This is a genomic window from Mycobacterium sp. 050272 (assembly GCF_039023525.1).
GTDB lineage: Bacteria > Actinomycetota > Actinomycetes > Mycobacteriales > Mycobacteriaceae > Mycobacterium.
The window spans coordinates 14,589-31,837 of the sequence record NZ_JBCHKV010000020.1; the positions used below are offsets into that span (position 1 = coordinate 14,589).

The 17,249-nt window shown below is 65.0% G+C and carries 15 protein-coding genes and 1 pseudogene; 7 read left to right on the plus strand and 9 right to left on the minus strand.

What is annotated here, in order from left to right; translation table 11 throughout:
* Positions 1–4: 4 nt before the first annotated feature.
* From AAHS21_RS27175 to AAHS21_RS27185, 3 genes are read right to left on the minus strand one after another with little or no spacing between them, the layout of a single operon-like run.
* Positions 5–913, minus strand: a complete 909-nt coding sequence (locus AAHS21_RS27175; RefSeq protein WP_342930615.1) for a phosphatidate cytidylyltransferase — start codon at positions 911–913, stop codon at positions 5–7.
* Between the two features lies 1 nt (position 914).
* Complete coding sequence (locus AAHS21_RS27180) at positions 915–1,550, minus strand: lysophospholipid acyltransferase family protein (RefSeq protein WP_342930616.1); 636 nt, start codon at positions 1,548–1,550, stop codon at positions 915–917.
* Positions 1,547–2,296, minus strand: coding sequence for a CDP-alcohol phosphatidyltransferase family protein (locus tag AAHS21_RS27185; protein ID WP_342930617.1), 750 nt, complete (start codon positions 2,294–2,296; stop codon positions 1,547–1,549). Before AAHS21_RS27185 ends, AAHS21_RS27180 begins: the two co-directional genes overlap by 4 nt.
* Before the next feature lie 147 nt (positions 2,297–2,443).
* Here AAHS21_RS27185 and AAHS21_RS27190 point away from each other — a divergent pair, with 147 nt between their 5' ends.
* Positions 2,444–2,770: a DUF732 domain-containing protein gene (locus AAHS21_RS27190; protein WP_342930618.1), complete on the plus strand. Its 327-nt coding sequence runs from the start codon at positions 2,444–2,446 to the stop codon at positions 2,768–2,770.
* A gap of 8 nt (positions 2,771–2,778) precedes the next feature.
* On the opposite strand, the gene AAHS21_RS27195 is transcribed toward AAHS21_RS27190, so the two are convergent.
* Complete coding sequence (locus tag AAHS21_RS27195) at positions 2,779–4,062, minus strand: cytochrome P450 (protein WP_342930619.1); 1,284 nt, start codon at positions 4,060–4,062, stop codon at positions 2,779–2,781.
* A 220-nt stretch (positions 4,063–4,282) separates the two neighbouring features.
* On the opposite strand from AAHS21_RS27195, the gene AAHS21_RS27200 reads away from it, so the two are divergent.
* A complete protein-coding gene (locus AAHS21_RS27200) occupies positions 4,283–4,948 on the plus strand; it encodes a hemolysin III family protein (protein ID WP_342930620.1) in 666 nt (221 codons plus the stop codon).
* Between the two features lie 30 nt (positions 4,949–4,978).
* On the opposite strand, the gene AAHS21_RS27205 is transcribed toward AAHS21_RS27200, so the two are convergent.
* Both AAHS21_RS27205 and AAHS21_RS27210 read right to left on the minus strand, forming a co-directional pair.
* Positions 4,979–5,608 carry a DUF732 domain-containing protein gene (locus tag AAHS21_RS27205; RefSeq protein ID WP_342930621.1) on the minus strand — a complete coding sequence of 210 codons (630 nt, stop codon included), beginning with the start codon at positions 5,606–5,608 and terminating at the stop codon, positions 4,979–4,981.
* Positions 5,609–5,647: 39 nt separating this feature from the next.
* The gene (locus tag AAHS21_RS27210; protein WP_342930622.1) at positions 5,648–8,533 is read right to left on the minus strand and encodes an RND family transporter; all 2,886 of its coding nucleotides are present in this window, start codon (positions 8,531–8,533) and stop codon (positions 5,648–5,650) included.
* Between the two features lie 374 nt (positions 8,534–8,907).
* On the opposite strand from AAHS21_RS27210, the gene AAHS21_RS27215 reads away from it, so the two are divergent.
* Both AAHS21_RS27215 and AAHS21_RS27220 read left to right on the plus strand, forming a co-directional pair.
* Entirely contained in the window at positions 8,908–11,190 is a 2,283-nt protein-coding gene (locus AAHS21_RS27215; protein WP_342930623.1) for an SDR family oxidoreductase, read from the plus strand.
* Positions 11,191–11,210: 20 nt separating this feature from the next.
* Positions 11,211–11,606, plus strand: coding sequence for a DUF4267 domain-containing protein (locus AAHS21_RS27220; protein WP_342930624.1), 396 nt, complete (start codon positions 11,211–11,213; stop codon positions 11,604–11,606).
* Here AAHS21_RS27220 and AAHS21_RS27225 read toward each other — a convergent pair.
* The gene (locus AAHS21_RS27225; protein ID WP_342930625.1) at positions 11,578–13,101 is read right to left on the minus strand and encodes an NAD(P)-binding domain-containing protein; all 1,524 of its coding nucleotides are present in this window, start codon (positions 13,099–13,101) and stop codon (positions 11,578–11,580) included. The two genes, AAHS21_RS27220 and AAHS21_RS27225, sit on opposite strands and share 29 nt — an antisense overlap.
* Positions 13,102–13,205: 104 nt before the next feature.
* Here AAHS21_RS27225 and AAHS21_RS27230 point away from each other — a divergent pair, with 104 nt between their 5' ends.
* Positions 13,206–14,033 carry an LLM class F420-dependent oxidoreductase gene (locus tag AAHS21_RS27230; protein WP_342930626.1) on the plus strand — a complete coding sequence of 276 codons (828 nt, stop codon included), beginning with the start codon at positions 13,206–13,208 and terminating at the stop codon, positions 14,031–14,033.
* Between the two features lie 2 nt (positions 14,034–14,035).
* Here the strand turns inward: AAHS21_RS27230 and AAHS21_RS27235 are convergent, their stop codons facing one another.
* Together AAHS21_RS27235 and AAHS21_RS27240 are read right to left on the minus strand one after the other, a co-directional pair.
* Positions 14,036–15,499 (minus strand): YdiU family protein, encoded by a 1,464-nt coding sequence (locus AAHS21_RS27235; RefSeq protein WP_342930627.1) that lies wholly within the window; start codon positions 15,497–15,499, stop codon positions 14,036–14,038.
* A 24-nt stretch (positions 15,500–15,523) separates the two neighbouring features.
* A complete protein-coding gene (locus AAHS21_RS27240; protein ID WP_342930628.1) occupies positions 15,524–16,090 on the minus strand; it encodes a hemerythrin domain-containing protein in 567 nt (188 codons plus the stop codon).
* Between AAHS21_RS27240 and AAHS21_RS27245 the strand changes: the two genes are divergently transcribed.
* Both AAHS21_RS27245 and AAHS21_RS27250 read left to right on the plus strand, forming a co-directional pair.
* Positions 16,089–16,256: a hypothetical protein gene (locus AAHS21_RS27245; protein WP_342930629.1), complete on the plus strand. Its 168-nt coding sequence runs from the start codon at positions 16,089–16,091 to the stop codon at positions 16,254–16,256. The two genes, AAHS21_RS27240 and AAHS21_RS27245, sit on opposite strands and share 2 nt — an antisense overlap.
* A 90-nt stretch (positions 16,257–16,346) precedes the next feature.
* Positions 16,347–17,218 (plus strand): annotated as a pseudogene (locus AAHS21_RS27250) (LLM class F420-dependent oxidoreductase).
* Positions 17,219–17,249 lie beyond the last annotated feature (31 nt).

A 17,249-nucleotide genomic window follows, 5' to 3' on the forward strand; every position in this document is an offset into this window, starting at 1 on the left:
TTCCTTATCCGAGTAGATAGGCCAACGGGAGTGCCAGCAGTAACGAGTCGATCCGGTCGAGCAGGCCTCCGAAGCCCGGAAGCCAGCAGCCGGCGTCCTTTACCTGCGCCTGCCGCTTCAACATCGACTCCAGCAGGTCGCCGAAGAGACCACCGAGCGAGACGGCGACAAGCAGTCCGATCGAAATCGTGCCCAGCAGCGAGAGAACGACGAACGCTCCGATGATCGCTCCGACGATCCCGCCGACCGTCTTGTTGGGGCTCAGTGGCGACAACGGACGACGCGCCCAAGCCATGCGGCGCAACCCCTTTCCGCCACACCACGCGGCCACGTCAGTGGCCGCGACGGCGAAGCACAGTAGATACGCGTCCGGCCACACCATCACCAGGTGGGCCAGCGACCAGCAGATCCACACCGAGCCGAAACCGGCGAAGGCCGTGCGCCTGGCGCCGTGATCGACGTCGCCGCCGAGCACCGAAGGAGCCGAGCACAGCAGCACGACGACGGGCGCGAGTTGCAACAGCGACGGGCGCAACCACGCCACGATCGGGTAGAGCACCGCTGCCGCCACGAGCAGGTAGGTATCCGGTCGCCGCAGTCTTACTAATCGCGCGTATTCGGCCACCGCGACGACGGCCAGTGCCGCCGCCAGCGCGGCGGTGGTGCCGTGGCCGATCCACACCGGGAGGCCGACGGCAGGCGCGATCAGCGCCCAGGTGCGCCACTTCTGGATCAGCTCGCGCTTGCGGGAGACGAGGACGACGATGCCGGCCAGGGCCAGGATCGCCACCGTGACCCACAGCAGAAACACGGCCCGGGAGTAGAGGTGGATGTGCAGGGGGCCCAGGTCGACATTGAGCGGCATGCGCCGATCCCGGCGGACGAAGGACAGGTAGTTCTCGACGATCGCCATGTCAGGATGCGAGCGCGTAGCGGTCGGCGGCGTCGGCAACGGCGCCGTCGCGCAAGGCCAGCACGTGTGCCCGCAGTTGCGGGGCCGACGTGGTGTGCGGGTCCAGCGGCGCGCCCACCTGGACGTGCATCGGGGCGGGGGAGTAGCGGCCGTCCTTGGGCAGCACGTCGGCGGTCCCCGTGATCGCGATGGGCACGATCGGCACACCGCAATCGCGTGCCAGTCGTATTGCACCGGAACGGAACTCGCCGATGGTGCCGTCGGTCGAACGGGTGCCCTCGGGGTAGATGACGACGGTACGGCCGGCCTTGAGGGCGGGGCCGGCCGCCGCGAGCAGCGCGGCATACGTGCCGTCACCGGAGCGCCGGACCGGCAGGATCCCCGCGAGTGACGTCGCGACGAAGCGCCGTACGGGCACGTCGAACCAGTAGTCGGCCGCGGCGCCGAATACCGGGCGGGTCGCCGGCGCAAGCGCCGCCAGCAGCACCGCGGTGTCGGCGTGCGAGCTGTGGTTCGCTACGACCACGCAACCACCCGCGGCGCTCCAGCGCCCGCTCACGGTCAGCCCACCCGAGGCGGCGCACACGATCCGCCAGAGCCAGTGCCGGAGCACGCTCTGCATCCGGTTCGTGGTCATGCTGCCACTCCGGTGAGAGGTTGCGTGACGAGGTTCAGCGGTTGGGTGATCGTGTTGATCGGCTGCGTGACCGCATCGAAGTGCTCCATCAACACGACACGCTGGGACAGCTGATCGCTCAGGCGGGATTCGTTGCCTCGCTGGGTCTTTAGCTCGCGATGTGCTGCCCGAAGCCGCAGCACCGTGGTGATCAGCGAACCGTTCACCAGCTGCGCCAGTAGTACGGGCATGATGACCGGAAACGCCGTGGCCAGCACGACGAACAGGCAACGTTCCGTTTTGCCCAGCGGGCCGCCGTTGCGGCGAGTTGCGCCCGCAGCCGCCGCGGCCAGCGACGCGAATGTCGGTAGCGTCGCGGCAAGCGCGGCGACGAGGACCTGAAACTCGAGCCAGGACAGCCAGTGCAGTCCGGGGCCGTGCTGACGTGCCGCCCACACCGCCAGGCCGGCGAACGCGAGCAGATCCGCCGTTCGGTCTCCGAGCTCGTTAATGACGAATCCCCAGGGCCGGCTTACGCCGCGGGCGCGGGCCACCGCGCCGTCGAGGTTGGCTCCGGCCAGCCGCAGCACCATGAACAGCGCCCCGAGTGACCAGCATCCGAACGCGACCGCTACGCCCGCTGCCGCGGCGGCGGTGACGCCGGCAGCGGTGAACACGTCCGGCGAGATCCGCCGCGCCACGGCGGCGTCGACGATGGGTGTCAACCGCTTGGTGAACCACGGCTTGAGTGCGTAGAGGCTGGTCACGGCGGCTCCTTTCGTATTGTGCCGATCTGTTGCAGATTCGCTGCCTGGCTGGTCTTGCGATTGCGACGAGTACATCGGGCGACGGCGACTACCGATCCCAATAACGGTCGGCGGGACAACCGCGCGGGACTGTAGGAAGATGAAGCGATGCGAGGGGTTATCGTTTTTGCGAGCTTTGCTGCTGTCATCGCTGTTGCCGCACCGGCACAAGCCGACCCAGGGGACACGACCTTTCTGACCGAGCTCAAGAACGCCGGCATCACCTATCAGACGCCGAGCGTCGCCATCGGGGTCGGCAAGAGCGAATGCAAACTGATGGATGAAGGCATGCCCGAGACCGAGGTCATCAAGGACCTGGAGGAGAGCAATCCGGCATTCAAGGGAGACAGCCCCGTCGCGTTCACCACGATCGCGGTGAACGCGTACTGCCCCCAACACGCAGGGGAACTGACACCGCCTCCGCCGGCCGCGTAGTCAAACCGCTACGGGGCTTGGCTGACGTCTCCCGGCCGTGTCCGCAATTGGACCGGTAGGCGTTTGAACCCATGCAAGGTGACCAGCTCGAGTGGCTCGGGTTGCTCTCGCAGGCTCAGGCTGGGAAACCGCTCGAATAAGGCGCGCAGTGCGATCGCGGCCTCGATCCGTGCCAAGGCCGCGCCGAGGCAACCGTGGATTCCTGAGCCGAATGCCACGTGATCTCGTGCATTGGGTCTGGTGATGTCGAACTGACCGGGATTGCTGAAAACCCGAGGGTCGCGGTTGGCGCCGCCCATCAACAGCACGAACATCGAGCCGGCGCGGATGTGCTCCCCGCCGATCTCGGCGTCGCGCCGGGCGCTGCGCACCAGCATCTGCACCGGGCTCTCGAATCGCAGGATCTCTTCGACCGCCGCGGGCCACAGCCCCGGGTCGTCGCGCAATAGGGCCAGCTGGTGTGGATGCTGAAGCAGCAGCACGATTCCGTTGCCGATCAGGTTCACCGTCGTCTCGAACCCGGCTCCAACCAGCAGTGCCGCGTTGGCAGCGAATTCGCGATGGGTCAGCTCGCCGCCGGCGGCCACGCGGCCGAACGGGTCGTCGCGCGCGTCACCGGCACGCGCCCGCTGGATGAATGCGGCGGCATAGCTGTCTACCTCTTGCAGACGCTCGACGGCCTGGCGAAACGTCTTCCAGCTGGTGCCGAAATCCAAAAGCGGGGCCAAGCTGTAGCCCCATTCGCGCACCTGCGGGCGCGCATCGACGGGCAACCCCAGGATCTCGGTGATCACCGCCACCGGCAGTTCCGTCGCGAAGTCGGCGACCAGGTCGGGCCGCGGGTTGCGCTCCAACCCGTCCAGCAGTTCCGCCGTGATCTCCTCGACTCGCGCGCCGAGCCGATCGATGGCCCGTGGTGTGAAGCTCTGCGCGAATAAGCGCCGATAGCGAGTGTGATCCGGGGGATTGGACATCACCATCGCCGGGCGCTCCACGGGATTGGGCAGGCCGGGATCCGTTCGGTCCAATAATGCCGGAAATGGCTGCGGCAGAGGCGCGTTCACGATGTTGGTGACCCCAAAGCGGTCATCGCGCAACACCATCCGGCAGATTTCGTGGTCGGCGCTGACCCACACAAAGGGCCGGCGCACCAGCCGGCCCTGTTGCCTGATGTCGTCGACCAGGCGATACATCTCTTCTCCGCGGGCCCGGCCCAGCAGAAATCGGGCCAAGGGTTGTCGGCGGCGGGCCTGCACCGCCAGGAACGCGCGCGGCGCACCGTACCTCGCCATCCAGCGAAACCAGATGCTCGTCCGGATAACGATCCTCCTTGGCGCGGCGGCGACGTCGTGGCCGGAACATATCACCGGCGCTCCGGTCACGCGCGGTACAGGTTATTCATAGGCGCGACATAGCCATTGCCCACGGTACGGCAGCACGATGTAACCAGATTCAGTTCGACCACGGGATGAATAACGCTTGACGGTAGGTGAGTCAGTGGTGAGGGGGACCATGGTTATCCAAAGCAATTCGGTCGCCCTCACGAGGCCGCGGTTGCGCGGATGGATCCATCTGTATTGCGCCGTAGCTGCCTTCATCGCCGGTACGGCGCTGGTGGTGGTGTCGTGGGCGCTGGAATCGAAGCGGGCCGGGCATTCGACGCTGACCTACACCTTGTCAATCGTGGCGATGTTCGCAGTCAGCGCCATATATCACCGCGTGTACTGGGAGTCGGCCACGGCCAGAAAATGGATGCGGCGGCTCGACCACTCGATGATCTTCGTGTTCATCGCCGGCAGCTACACACCATTTGCCAGACTGGACATGCCGCGCGGGACCGGATATGTGGTGCTGGCGATCGTGTGGGGTGGCGCGGCGGCCGGAACCGCGCTGACGCTGTTCTGGCCGTCGGCGCCGCGGTGGCTCGGTGTGACGCTGTACCTGCTGCTGGGCTGGGTTGCGATCTGGTATAGCCCGTTGATCCTGCACACCGCCGGAGTGGCCGCGACCGTCTTGCTGGCCGTTGGCGGCGCGCTGTACAGCGTGGGGGCGGTGTTCTACGGGCTGCGCTGGCCCGACCCGTGGCCGAGGACATTCGGCTACCACGAGGTCTTCCACGCGTGCACCGCGGTCGCGGCGATCTGCCAGTACATCGCGATGTGGTTCGCCGTCTTCTAACCCGCTGCTGTCACTGGCTCGGCGAGGTCGTTAAGGACCGCTGCCGACCAGGTTGTTGTTCTGCGGGCAGTAGGCGTGGACCGAGGTGGTCACGTACGCCTCGGCATGGCTACCAAGCGCGGGGTTGCTCGACCGGAAGTCCGCGATGATCTGCTGCACCGTCATGCCCAGACGGATGTTCTCGCACACCATCTTGCCGTTGTAGATGGCGGCGTCCGGATTGGCGAAGGAAATGCCCTGGTCGTTGAGGTCCTGAACGTATTTGTTGTCCTGGCCGGGTGTGGACACAATCGACGACGGGGCGGTCGTCGATGCGGTTCCCGGTGCCGGGACCGCCGCTGTGGATGTCGTGGCCGCGGTCGGCGCAGGCGCTGTGGCCTTGGGATGCGAGGTCAGCAGCGAACGCCCCAGAACGATCGCACCGGCGACCACCAGCCCGGCCGCCAGCACGGCGGCGGCGATACGCCAGGTAGCCCGCCATGATTGACGCGGATTCGCCGCGTCGCCCGGGGCCGCGACATCGTCATCGTCGCGCGACCATGCCAGGCCGGCCGCGCTCGCCGAAGTGGGCGCCTCGGGTTCCGCGGCAGTAGGCGCGGCAACCGTCTCGCCACCGTTGAGCTCGGCGGTCTTGTCGGTCGCTGGTCCCGGCTCGGACATGACGGCCATGGTACGGGCCGCGAACGACGACCCGGGGTGTTAGTCCGGCGCCCGGGTGCCGAGCAGTTCGCGGACCTGTGGGCGGGTGCCCTCGGACCGCAGCAGGTAACTGGCCGGTCGCGGCCGCACCTTCAACGGCCACCAGAACCAGCGTCGCAGCAGCGCGGCAATGGATGGCGTCATAAAGGCGCGCACGATCAGGGTGTCGAACAGCAGGCCCAGACCGATCGTGGTCCCGATCTGGCCGATTACCGTCAGGTCGCTCACTACCATCGAGGCCATCGTGACGGCGAACACCAGGCCCGCGGCCGTGACGACCTTTCCGGTGCCGCCCATCGCCCGGATGATGCCGGTGTTGATACCGGCGCCGAGTTCTTCTTTCATTCGTGAGACGAGCAGCAGGTTGTAATCGGACCCCACCGCCAACAGAATGATGACCGACATCGGCAACACGAGCCATTCCAACCCGAGCCCGATAATGTGCTGCCAGAGCAGCACGGACAATCCGATGGAAGCCCCCAGCGAAGTCACCACGGTACCCACGATCACCATCGCGGCCACAAAACTTCGCGTGATCATCAGCATGATCGCGAAAATGAGGCAGAGCGAAGCAATTCCGGCGATCATCAGGTCGTATCGGGAGCCGTCATGCAGGTCTTTGTAGGTCGCGGAGACGCCGCCGACGTAAATACTGGTGTTTTCCAGTGGGGTCGACTTCAGCGCCTCCTCGGCCGCGGTTTTAATCGCTTGGACACGCGCGATGCCTTCCGGAGTTGCGGGGTCGCCCCTGTCCGAAATGGTCATGCGTGCCGCTTTCCCATCCGGTGACATGAACAGACCCATCACCTTCTGGAAGGTGGGGTTCTTAAAGACCTCCGGCGGCAGGTAGAACGAATCGTCGTTCTTCGCCGCGTCGAATGCCTCACCCATCTCCGTGGAGATACTGCCCTGCGAGTCCGCCTGGCCGATGATGCCGCTCATGGTGGAATGCATGGTCAGCATCATGGTGCGCATGCTCTTCATGGTTTCGATCTGAATCGGAAGCTCGGCAGCCAGTTTCGGCATCAGCACATCGATCTTGTCGATGTTCACCACCAGTTCGCCCAGCTTGTCATTGATCGCGTCGATCCCGTCAAACGAATCGAAAAGCGACCTGATCGCAAAGCACACGGGAATGTCGTAGCAGTGTTTTTCCCAGTAGAAGTAGCTGCGGATCGGCCTCAGGAAATCCTCGAAATTCGAAATCTGGTCTCGCAATTCGCCGGTGATGGCCTGAACTTCGTGCGTCCTGCCGGCCAGATCATGGGTGACGGCGTTGAGCTGCAGTATCAGGTGATACAGCGTGGTGGTGATCCCGATCGTCTTGTTCAGCTCATCGGCCTGCACGAGCATGTCGTTCATGCGGGCTTTTTGATATTCCATGTTGACCAGCTGGCTCGCGTTCATCACGCCGAACCTGAACGGAATCGTCGTATGCGCCATCGCGGTCCCCGAGGGCCGGGTAACAGATTGCACCCGGGAAACGCCCGGAACCGCGAGCACACCCTTGGCCAATCGTTCCAGCACCAGAAAATCTGACGGATTGCGCATATCGTGATCGGCTTCGACCAATACGAATTCGGGCAACATCCGGCCCAGCGGGAAGTGTCGATTCGCGGCTGCGTATCCCTGGTTGGTCGGAAGGTCCTCAGGCAGATACACGCGGTCGTGGTAATTGGTCGTGTAGCCGGGCAGCGCGAGCAAGCCGACCAGAGTAACCGCGCACGCCGCCGCGAAAATGGGTCCCGGCCAGCGGACGACCGCCGTGCCGATCCGTCGCCAGCGCCGATCCGAGATCGTTCGCTTAGGCTCCAACAGGCCGAAGCGGCCGCCGATCGCAAGAACCGCCGGAACCAGCGTGAGCGCGATCGCCACGGCGACGAGCATGCCGATCGCGCAGGGGATACCGATCGTTTGGAAGTAGGGCATCCGGGTGAAGCTGAGGCAGAAAACCGATCCGGCGATCGTCAAACCGGAAGCCAAGACAACCTTCGCGGTGCTGCGGTAGGTCGTGTAGAAGGCCGCTTCCACATCTTCACCGGTCTGGCGAGCCTCCTGATACCGGCCGACGAAGAATATGCCGTAATCGGTTCCGGCGGCCAGCGCAAGCGTGACCAGCAGATTGACGGCGAAAGTAGAAAGGCTGATGGCGCCGATATTGCCGAAGAATGCGACGATCTGGCGCGCCACCTGCAGTTCTATTCCGACCATCAGCAACAGCAGAATGACGGTGATGAGCGACCGATAGACCATCAGCAGCATCAGGAAGATCACCGCCAGGCTTACCAGGGTGACCTTGAGGATCGTCTTCTGACCGCTGTGATTCAGGTCCGAAATGAGCGGCGCCGGACCGGTGACGTAGACCTTGACATCTGGCGGCGGAGGAACCCGATTGACGAGGTCGCGGACGGCATCCGCTGATTCGTTCGCCAGGCTGGTGCCCTGGTTGCCGGCCAGCTTCAGCTGGACGTAGGCGGCCTTACCGTCGTCACTTTGGGCACCGCTGGCCGTGACCGGATTTCCCCACAGGTCCTGAATATGCTGAATATGCTCCGGATCGCTTTCCAATTGCTTGAGCAATTGGTTGTAGTAATGGTGAGCATCGTCGCGCAGCGGCTGCTGGCTCTCCAGCACGATCATCGCCAAAGCGTCCGAATTGGATTCTTTGAAGTCCTGGCCCAGGCGCTGCATCGCCTGAATTGACGGCGCATCCTTGGGGCTCAGCGACACCGAACGCTGTTGCTCCACCTTGTCGAGGGAGGGGACCGCCATCGTCACGATGACGGTCAGGGCCAGCCACGCCAAGATGATGGGCACAGACAACGCATGGATCGACCGTGCGACGAAGGGCGTGCGGCGTTCGCCGGCCACGCGTGGATCGCTCATGCGGCCCTCGGGCAGCAGAAGTTGTCGGCGTTCACATCAGGCGTGGTCCCCCATGACCACCCCGTCCACCCCGGTGCGCCAGCAGCTGCTGTCACTATTGCTCGTCTCCTCTGGTGATGCGATCAACCCGCCGCGAGAGCAGGCGACTTCCAGGCAAGGCTTCCAAAGTCTCTCATTGATGCATCGCCCGCGACAGGAAACCTATTACAGCCGACCGTAGCGGCCCACCGACCCGGGCGCTCGCCAGGGCAATGAGCTGCGGTAACGGGTCCAAGTTCGCCCATCAGATGGCGGCGCCCCTGATGGGCAAGTAAGTTCGCGTGGGGGTTAATCGGGCAGTTTCAGCGCGGAATTTCGCGCGAGGACGGGTGTCAATGCATTGGGCGATCACCGGAGCGACCGGGTTTCTCGGGATTCACATCCTGGGCGAACTCCTCCGCGGGGACGAAACCTTCACCCTGCTGACCCGGCCGCAGTCGGACCCCATCAACCGCATCGCCAAGGCGCTCCCGCTGGCGGTCATCGATGGGCAGGTGTGGACCGAGGAGGAGCTGCGCGAACGACTCACCGTCGTGCCGGTCGATCTCGTCGCTCCCAAGTTGGGGCTGTCTGACGAGCGATTCCAGGAACTAGCCGACAGCGCGGATGCGATATTGCATTGCGCCGGCAGCATCGAGCTGGACGCCGACCTTGCCGAGCTGCGCTTGACCAACGTCGGTGGAACTACCCGAATCCTCGAACTCGCCGAGGCTGGAGCTCGGGAGCCGGATCTGTTCCATGTGTCCACTGCCTTTGTGGCCGGGAAGCGTCGATCGGGTCTGATCTACGAGACGGAGCTCAGCGACGTCCAGGGCTTCGAGAACAACTACGAGCAGTCCAAATTCGAGTCCGAGTCGCTGGTGCGGGACTGGGCGCAACGCACCGGGCGCCGGGTGGTGGTGCTGCGACCGAGTGCCCTGATCGTCGATCGCCCACCACATCCGGACTTCCCGCTGCATCCGCTTTCCTTTCTGTCGACGTCCGCGGACAGCGGCATGCGCCTGTTCTCGGTCTCCGGGCGGCCGATGCGCACCAAGATGTCGATCAGGCTCCGAGGCGACCTCAACGGTCATCTGAACTACATGCCTGCCGACGAGGCCGCCGACGAGATGGTCCGCCTGATGCGGCTGGCCCCCGAAGGCCTGAATACCTACCACGTCGTCCACCACCAGGACGTCGCGGTCCAGACGCTGGTGGATCTGTTCAATGCGCTCTCACCAATCCCGCTGACGTTGGTCGAGGGCCCGATCGAGGACCCCAATCTGCTGGAGCGGCGGCTGCGGTGGGCCAGCGGATTCTTTCCTTACCTGGCGCACAGCCGAACTTACGACACCACCGGTACGCGAGCGGTCATTGGCGAGCCACATCGCCGCACCATCGTCGACTTCGACTATCTCCTGGGCAGCGTGGGACGGTACAAGCGCTACCTCACCTTCAGACCCGAGAAGCATGAACCCCGGGAGTCGGCGTCGACGATCGCACCCCTGGTCTCGGTCGAGGGGCCATTCGACGTCAGTGCCCACAGCGCTGACGCGCCTCGCCCGATACGAGGGCTGACATTCATCGTCACGGTAGGACGAAGCGGATCGACCGCGCTGTCGCGCATCCTCACTGCTCACCCAGATGTGCTCAGCCTCAACGAGTTCTACCTCTCGGTGCGGGCGTCGTCTGCGGCCGGCCAGCTGCTGTCGGGCGAGCAGTTCTGGCGGATGCTGGCCGAGCCTCATCCGATCTTCGACTCCATGGTCCGGGGTGGTTCGGCCATGCCGGAATTCATTTATCCGCGACTGCGGGGAACCCGATTCGATGCGAGCACAACCGGGATCCCCGCGATTTCGATGATGACGCTGCCGCATCTGTCGTCGGACCCTGACGCAGTGTTCGATGCCCTTGCCGCGGAGGTTCCGACGTGGCCGGAGCAGACGTCGCGACTGCATTATGAGCGGCTGTTCGCTTGGCTTGCAAGGCATTTCGGTGGCACGGTCGTGGTGGAGCGCTCAGCCATGTCGTTGAGCAGTGTCCCGTGGCTGCGCGAGACTTTCCCGGACGCGAAGTTCGTGCACCTGTACCGGAACGGTCCGGACACGGCGGTCTCGATGAGTGAGCACACCGGATTTCGCTTGATGGCGCTGATTCAAGACGCGCTGGAGCTGCTCGATCTCGACCCGGAGCGACGGCACCCTGGGCTGCGGCTGGATCCCACAGCGATACCGATCGAGCTCGCGTCGCTAATCGGTGACACCTGCGAGGTGGACACCCTGATGGGCCAGAACCTGCCGATCACCCGCTTCGGCCGGATGTGGAGCGAGCTGATCGTCACCGGCGAATCCGAGCTCGCCGACCTGCCCGCGGACCGCTACCTTCCGTTGTCGTACGCGGGCCTGGTCGCTGACACCCGGTCGTCGCTGGCGCAGCTGGCGAGTTTCCTCAACGTCGAGGCCGACCCGAAGTGGCTGGAATTCGGGACCAGCGTGATCGACCCGAAGTTCACCGGCGCCTCCGCTCGATTGTCCGCCGATGAGCTGCGGGCAGTGATCGAAAGCTGTGCTCCCGGCGCGGCCTGCCTTGCCAAGCATGCCGTTGGCGCCGGAGCGGATGGGGTTAGCGCGGCCCGGTGAGGCAGGGATAGGCTGCGGCCATGCCGATCGACCGTGCCGCGCTCATCGCGGGCAGTATCCGACTCGCCTCAGGTGTTCATTTTCTCGTCGATCCCCTCGGTGCCAACAAGCTCTGGGGCGACCCGGGGGAGCCGACCCCGACGGCTCGACTGCTGCTGCGCTCGATGGGCTACCGCGATGCGTTGATCGGCGGACTGCTTTTGTCGGCGGCGTTGCGCGGCAAGAACACTCGCGGCTGGTTCCTGGCATCCGGTGGGGCCGACGCGGCAGATCTGCTGGGCGGGCTGAGTGTCCACAACGAGCTCAAACGATCGCAGCAGCTGATCGGTCTCGGCGGCGCCGCCATCGGAATCGGCGTCGGGTTGTGGGGCGCGGCGCGGCCCGGACCTAAATCGGTGGGAGCCCCGGAGGGCTGAGCCCCGGCACCGCGCCAGCGGCTCGGACCCGCAACCAATTGCGCTGTTCGCGCTCAGTCATGTCGTTCGAAGTGATCGCACCGAAGCGCGCGGCATCGCGGGCGAATCGCTCGGCGGCGTCGGGCAATGCGTCTGGTCCCTCGAGACGGAAACAACTCGGCGCCAGCGGACCGAATAGCAGCGCGCGGCGCAGCTGCGGCCAGTTATTCAGGTCGGGCTCGACCCCGGCGGCCCGGGCGAAGGTGAGTGCCGCGAGGTCCATCCGGGTTTTCTGCGGCGTTCCTCGCACGGAGCGGTACGCGTCGATCGCCGACCGTTGGGCGCCCACACTGATTGGCGGGATCGTGCCGCCCCATGTGTACGCGATCCACCGAGCCTGAAGTTCCAGCGGCACAAAGTATCCGCCCGACTGGTCCCACAGGCCCATGAACGCGACGCCGGGAAGGTCGGGATGAAAGGTGTAGCGGTCGGCATTCATGTGCACCGCGTCGAGGTCGAGGACCGCCCGGATGTCCTCACCGAGGAACGGCAGACGCAGTTGGTAGCCGGTGCCGAACACGATTGCGTCGAAATCCTCGGCACGCTCGTCGGCGAAGGTCACGGTCGGGCCCGCGACGGATTTCATCCACGGGCGCACGGAGATTCGGCCCTCGGCCACGAGAGGAAGGTAGTGCTGACTCAGCGTCACACCGGCCACGGACAACGAGGGATCGGGCGCGGGTGCTCCGTACTGATCCGGGCTGCCCGCGGCGCCGACGACGATCTCCTTGAGGAACTGGTCAACGTCGGCCGCGGTCAGGGCCTCGGTCGCCAAGGCGCCGTACCGGGTGTAGAGCCGGTTGTCGGACGGGACGCCGGCGGCGAACTTCGGCACGATGTAGCGTTGCCGTCGCTGAGTTACGACGACGCGTGCCGCACCGAGTTCGGCGACTTCGGAGGCGATTTCCAGGGCGCTGATCGCGCAGCCCGCGACAAGAACTCGCTTGCCGCGATAGGTCAATCCGCCACGGTAGTGATAAGAGGAGATGGCCCCCGCCGAGCCGGAGAAGGTCTCAAGTCCCGGCACGGCGGGGATGGTGGGGGCATGAAATCGCCCGCTGGCCACCACAATTCGGTCAAAGTGTTCCTCGGCGCCGGCGTAGGTCACGACCCAGCCGACTCCATTCCTGCTGATCAGTTCGACCCGTGTGCCCAGGCGCATACGTGGGGTTAGCCCGAACGTGTTGGCGTAGCGGTGCAGGTAGTCCAGAACCTCGCGATTGGCTAAGTAGACGTGGTCCGTCGTGTGGTCGAGGTCGCTGAAGGCAGTGACGGTGCGACTGCTGTTGGTGTGCATGCTCGGCCAGACGCCACTGTGGCCGTCCAGGCCGGCCCATTGCCCGCCCAACATCGGAGCTTGCTCGAAGATCGTCGGCTCAAATCCCTGCTGCAACAGCCAACGCGCGGCGACCAGTCCGCTCGGCCCGGCGCCGATCACCGCAACGTCTTTCGTCATCGGAGAACTGTCGCACGACTTCGGCGCATCCGGAATCTGATCCGGTGACACCCGGGCCGGGATGGGGTTGACTGATGACCGTAAATCGGCCAAGGGAGCAGAGCATGGGTATCGGTGTCCTGACGTTTGTCACTGACGAGGGGATCGGCCCGGTCGAGCTGGGCAGAGCACTCGAGGAGCGGGGGTTCGACGCGTTGTTCCTTGCCGAGCACACGCACATCCCGGTCGACGCCAAGACCCCTTATCCGTTGGGCGGCCCGATCCCACGTAAGTACCACCGCACGCTGGATCCGTTCGTGGCGTTGACCGCGGCAGCGGTGGCGACCGAGAACTTGGTTCTGGGCACCGGCATCGCCCTGGTTCCGCAGCGGGACCCGATCCTGACGGCCAAGGAAGTGGTGTCGCTGGATCGGGTGTCGCAGGGACGCTTTCGTTTCGGGGTCGGCGTGGGCTGGCTGCGTGAAGAGACTGCCAACCACGGCGTCGATCCTGCGGTGCGCGGGCGTGTGGCCGATGAGAGGCTGGGCGCGATGCTGGAGATCTGGACGCAGGAAACGGCGGAATTCCACGGAGATTTTGTGAACTTCGACCCGATCTACGCGTGGCCGAAGTCGCTGACGAAACCCCACCCGCCGCTGTACATCGGTGGCGGCCCAGCCAGTTTCAAACGTATCGACCGGTTGAAGGCCGGGTGGCTTCCGATGGCACCGTCACCGGACGTGCTGTCGAGCCAGCTCGAAGAACTACGCGCCACCGTGGGGCACGACGTGCCGTTGATCAACATGCACATGGGGGACTCGACGGCGAAAGCCGTTGAGGGCTACCGCGATCTCGGCGTCGAGCACGTGCTGGTCGAGCTGGAGACCGAACCTCGGGACGAGACGCTGCGACACCTGGACGAGCTGCAAGCCGAATTCTCGAAATTAGCCTAAAGCTAAGTGCCGCAGAAGGTTTGGTAGTTACCGAAATCCTCGGGAGCCGGTTCGGCGTAGCGCTCGAGGCCGGGCCGTTCGTCGTATGGGGCGGCCACCACGTCCAGCAGCTGGCGCACCGGGTCGAGATCGCCCCCTGTCGCGGCGGCCAGGGCTTCCTCGACCAAATGGTTGCGCGGAATGTAGATCGGGTTGGCGCGATCCATCGATTCGGCGTCGGGGCCCAACCCGCGCCAGCGCGACAACCATTCGTCGAAGCCGGCGAGGTCGATGAATAGACCGCGGACGGGTTCGGCATCCCCTCGGGCTGCGGAGCCCAGGTGGCGGAAGAAGGACGTGTAGTCGACGCGGCTTTCCCTGAGCATGCGCAGTAATTCGTCGACGAACGGCGCCAGCATCGCTGCGTCCGTGTCCGCGGGCAAGCCGAGTTTGGCACGCATGCCCGACGACCATGTGGCGTCGTACTCGGTCTGAAATACCCCGAAGGCCTGCTCGGCGAACGCGATTCCCTCGTCGACGTTGTCGGCAAGCAAGGGAAGCAGGGCCTCGGCGAACCGGGCCAGATTCCACCCGACAATGGCGGGCTGATTGCCGTATGCGTAGCGGCCCCAGTGGTCGATCGAACTGAAGACCGTGTCGGGGTCGTAGGCCTCCATGAACGCGCACGGACCGTAGTCGATCGTCTCACCGGAGATCGTGGTGTTGTCGGTGTTCATCACCCCGTGGACGAATCCGATCAGCATCCATCGCGCGACCAGGCGGGCCTGGCCACCGACCACCGCTTCGAACAGCGCGCGGTAAGGATGGCCGGTGTCGGCCGCCGCAGGATAGTGGCGTGCGATCGCATGGTCGGCGAGGCGTCGCAGCAAGTCGGCGTCGCGGGTCAGGGCTGCGTATTGGAAGCTGCCGACGCGGAGGTGACTACTGGCGACTCGAATGAGCACGGCGCCCGGCAGCAGTGTCTCGCGCTGTATCGGTCGCCCGGTGGCGACCACGGCCAGGGAGCGCGTCGTCGGTACGCCCAGCGCGTGCATCGCTTCGCTGATCACGTACTCGCGCAGCATGGGGCCCACCGCCGCGAGACCATCGCCGCCGCGCGCGAACGGCGTCGGGCCCGAGCCTTTGAGGTGGATGTCGCGAATTCGTCCGAGCTGGTCGGACAGCTCTCCCAGCAGCAGCGCGCGTCCGTCACCCAGCCGCGGCTGTAGGCCGCCGAATTGGTGCCCGGCGTAGGCCTGTGCGACCGGGACCGCGCCGGGCGGCAACAGGTTGCCAACGAGAAATCGCAGGCCGTCGGGTCCGACCAGCCAGGACGCATCGAGACCTAGTCCGGTGGCCAGCGACTCGTTGAGCACGAGCTGCCGCGGGTCCGGGGAGGCCTCGGCCTGCCAGCGAACAGCCATCTCGGGCAGTTCGCGGGCGAAGCGGTCTTGCAGGGGGACGCGGATCTCCGACGCAACACTCACGTCGTCCAGCCTACGAGCATTGAGTTAGCCGATGACTTGACGCAGCGCATCGCGAGCACGGTCAAGCATCGATGCGAACGGTCCGAGCGCGAAATTCAACTTCGCCGATTCCACACCGGGGTGGGGGTGCGTCGGGGCGATCGCCTGGGCCGCCTTGACCGCGGTGGTCATGCGCTTGAGATCGTCTGCGTCCAGAACCTTTTCCAGGAAAGGAAATTCGTTGTTCTCCTCGTTTGCCGCATGATCGAGAACTGCCTCTCGCAATTTGGTGAGTTCGTCGATGAACTTTTTCGAGGTGATGTCCAGCTTTTCGATTTGCGATAGCAGCTCCTTGGCTTCGTGCTCCTCTTCGAGTCGAGCATCGACGACTGCGTCGCCGGCATCGGCCTCGCGCCGGACCCGAGGATGTACCACCATTTCCTCGGCGGTCTCATGAACGGCCAGCAATTGACGCAAAGCGGCGAACGGCTTCTCACGTGCTTGGGGGTCCGACGCGAGCAGCACCTCATCGAACATGTCCTCGATCAAATTGTGCTGCGCTTTGAGAAATGCGATCACTTCGTCGGGGGATTCGATGATCATCTCGGTCATGGGTACCTCCGGAATCAGGGCGGTAAAAACTTTCGGAGCCGGGCTGGGCGCCGTCCGTAACGCGTACCCGGGTGAGGCCTACATAAACGCCGGTGTGCTGATCAGCACCCTTTTCTGCATTAGCTACGCCGGTGGAATCAGCGCCAAACGCCGTATCCGGGTGTGACGCTGGTTACCGCGATCTCGACGGTAGCCACGCGCAGGTCTTGGCGAAGTTGCTCAACGGCCGCTGAACTTGGCGTGCGACGATCGTGCGATGCAGCTCGGATTGCACGCATTGGGAATCGGGGCCGGCGCCGACCGCGCGGTAATCGATGCCCTGGCCTCCAGCGCGGACGAATGCGGTTTCGCCACGCTCTGGGCGGGCGAGCACGTCGTCATGGTGGACCGATCCGCCTCGCCCTACCCGTACTCCGACGACGGTGTTATTGCCGTTCCGGCACAAGCGGATTGGCTTGACCCGATGATCGCGCTGGCGTTCGCCGCGGCGGCATCGTCGCGGATCACCATCGCGACGGGCGTCTTACTGCTCCCCGAGCACCATCCGGTGGTAGTCGCCAAGCAGGCGGCGAGCTTGGATCGGTTGAGCGGCGGCCGGTTGACCCTCGGCGTGGGGATCGGGTGGTCCAAAGAGGAATTCGCTGCTCTTGGAGTGCCTTTCGAGCATCGTGCGGCGCGCACGGCGGAATACGTTGCCGCGATGCGCACAGTGTGGCGCGACGACGTCGCGTCGTTCGGCGGGAAGTTCGTCGGTTTCGACTCGATCCGGGTGAATCCCAAACCAATTCGTGATCGTCGCATCCCGATCATGTTGGGGGGCAACAGCGATCCCGCACTACAGCGGATCGCAAGCTGGGGCGATGGCTGGTACGGGTTCAACCTCGACGACGTGGCGGCGGTGCGCGAGCGCGTCGGCACGCTGAGTCGACTGTGCGCCCAGGCAGGTCGCGACCGTGCCGAACTGCGGTGGCGGTGGCGCTGCGCAGTCCGCGCGAAAGCGATGTCGACAGATTGGCTGAATTGGGCGTCGACGAATTGGTCCTCGTGGCGACTCCGCCCGAAGGCGCGGACGCGGTCGCCGGCTGGGTTGGCGCGCTTGCCGATCGGTGGCTCAAAAGTTGCGGTTAGCCTGCGGCGATGAGGGTAGGCTGCGCGGAAG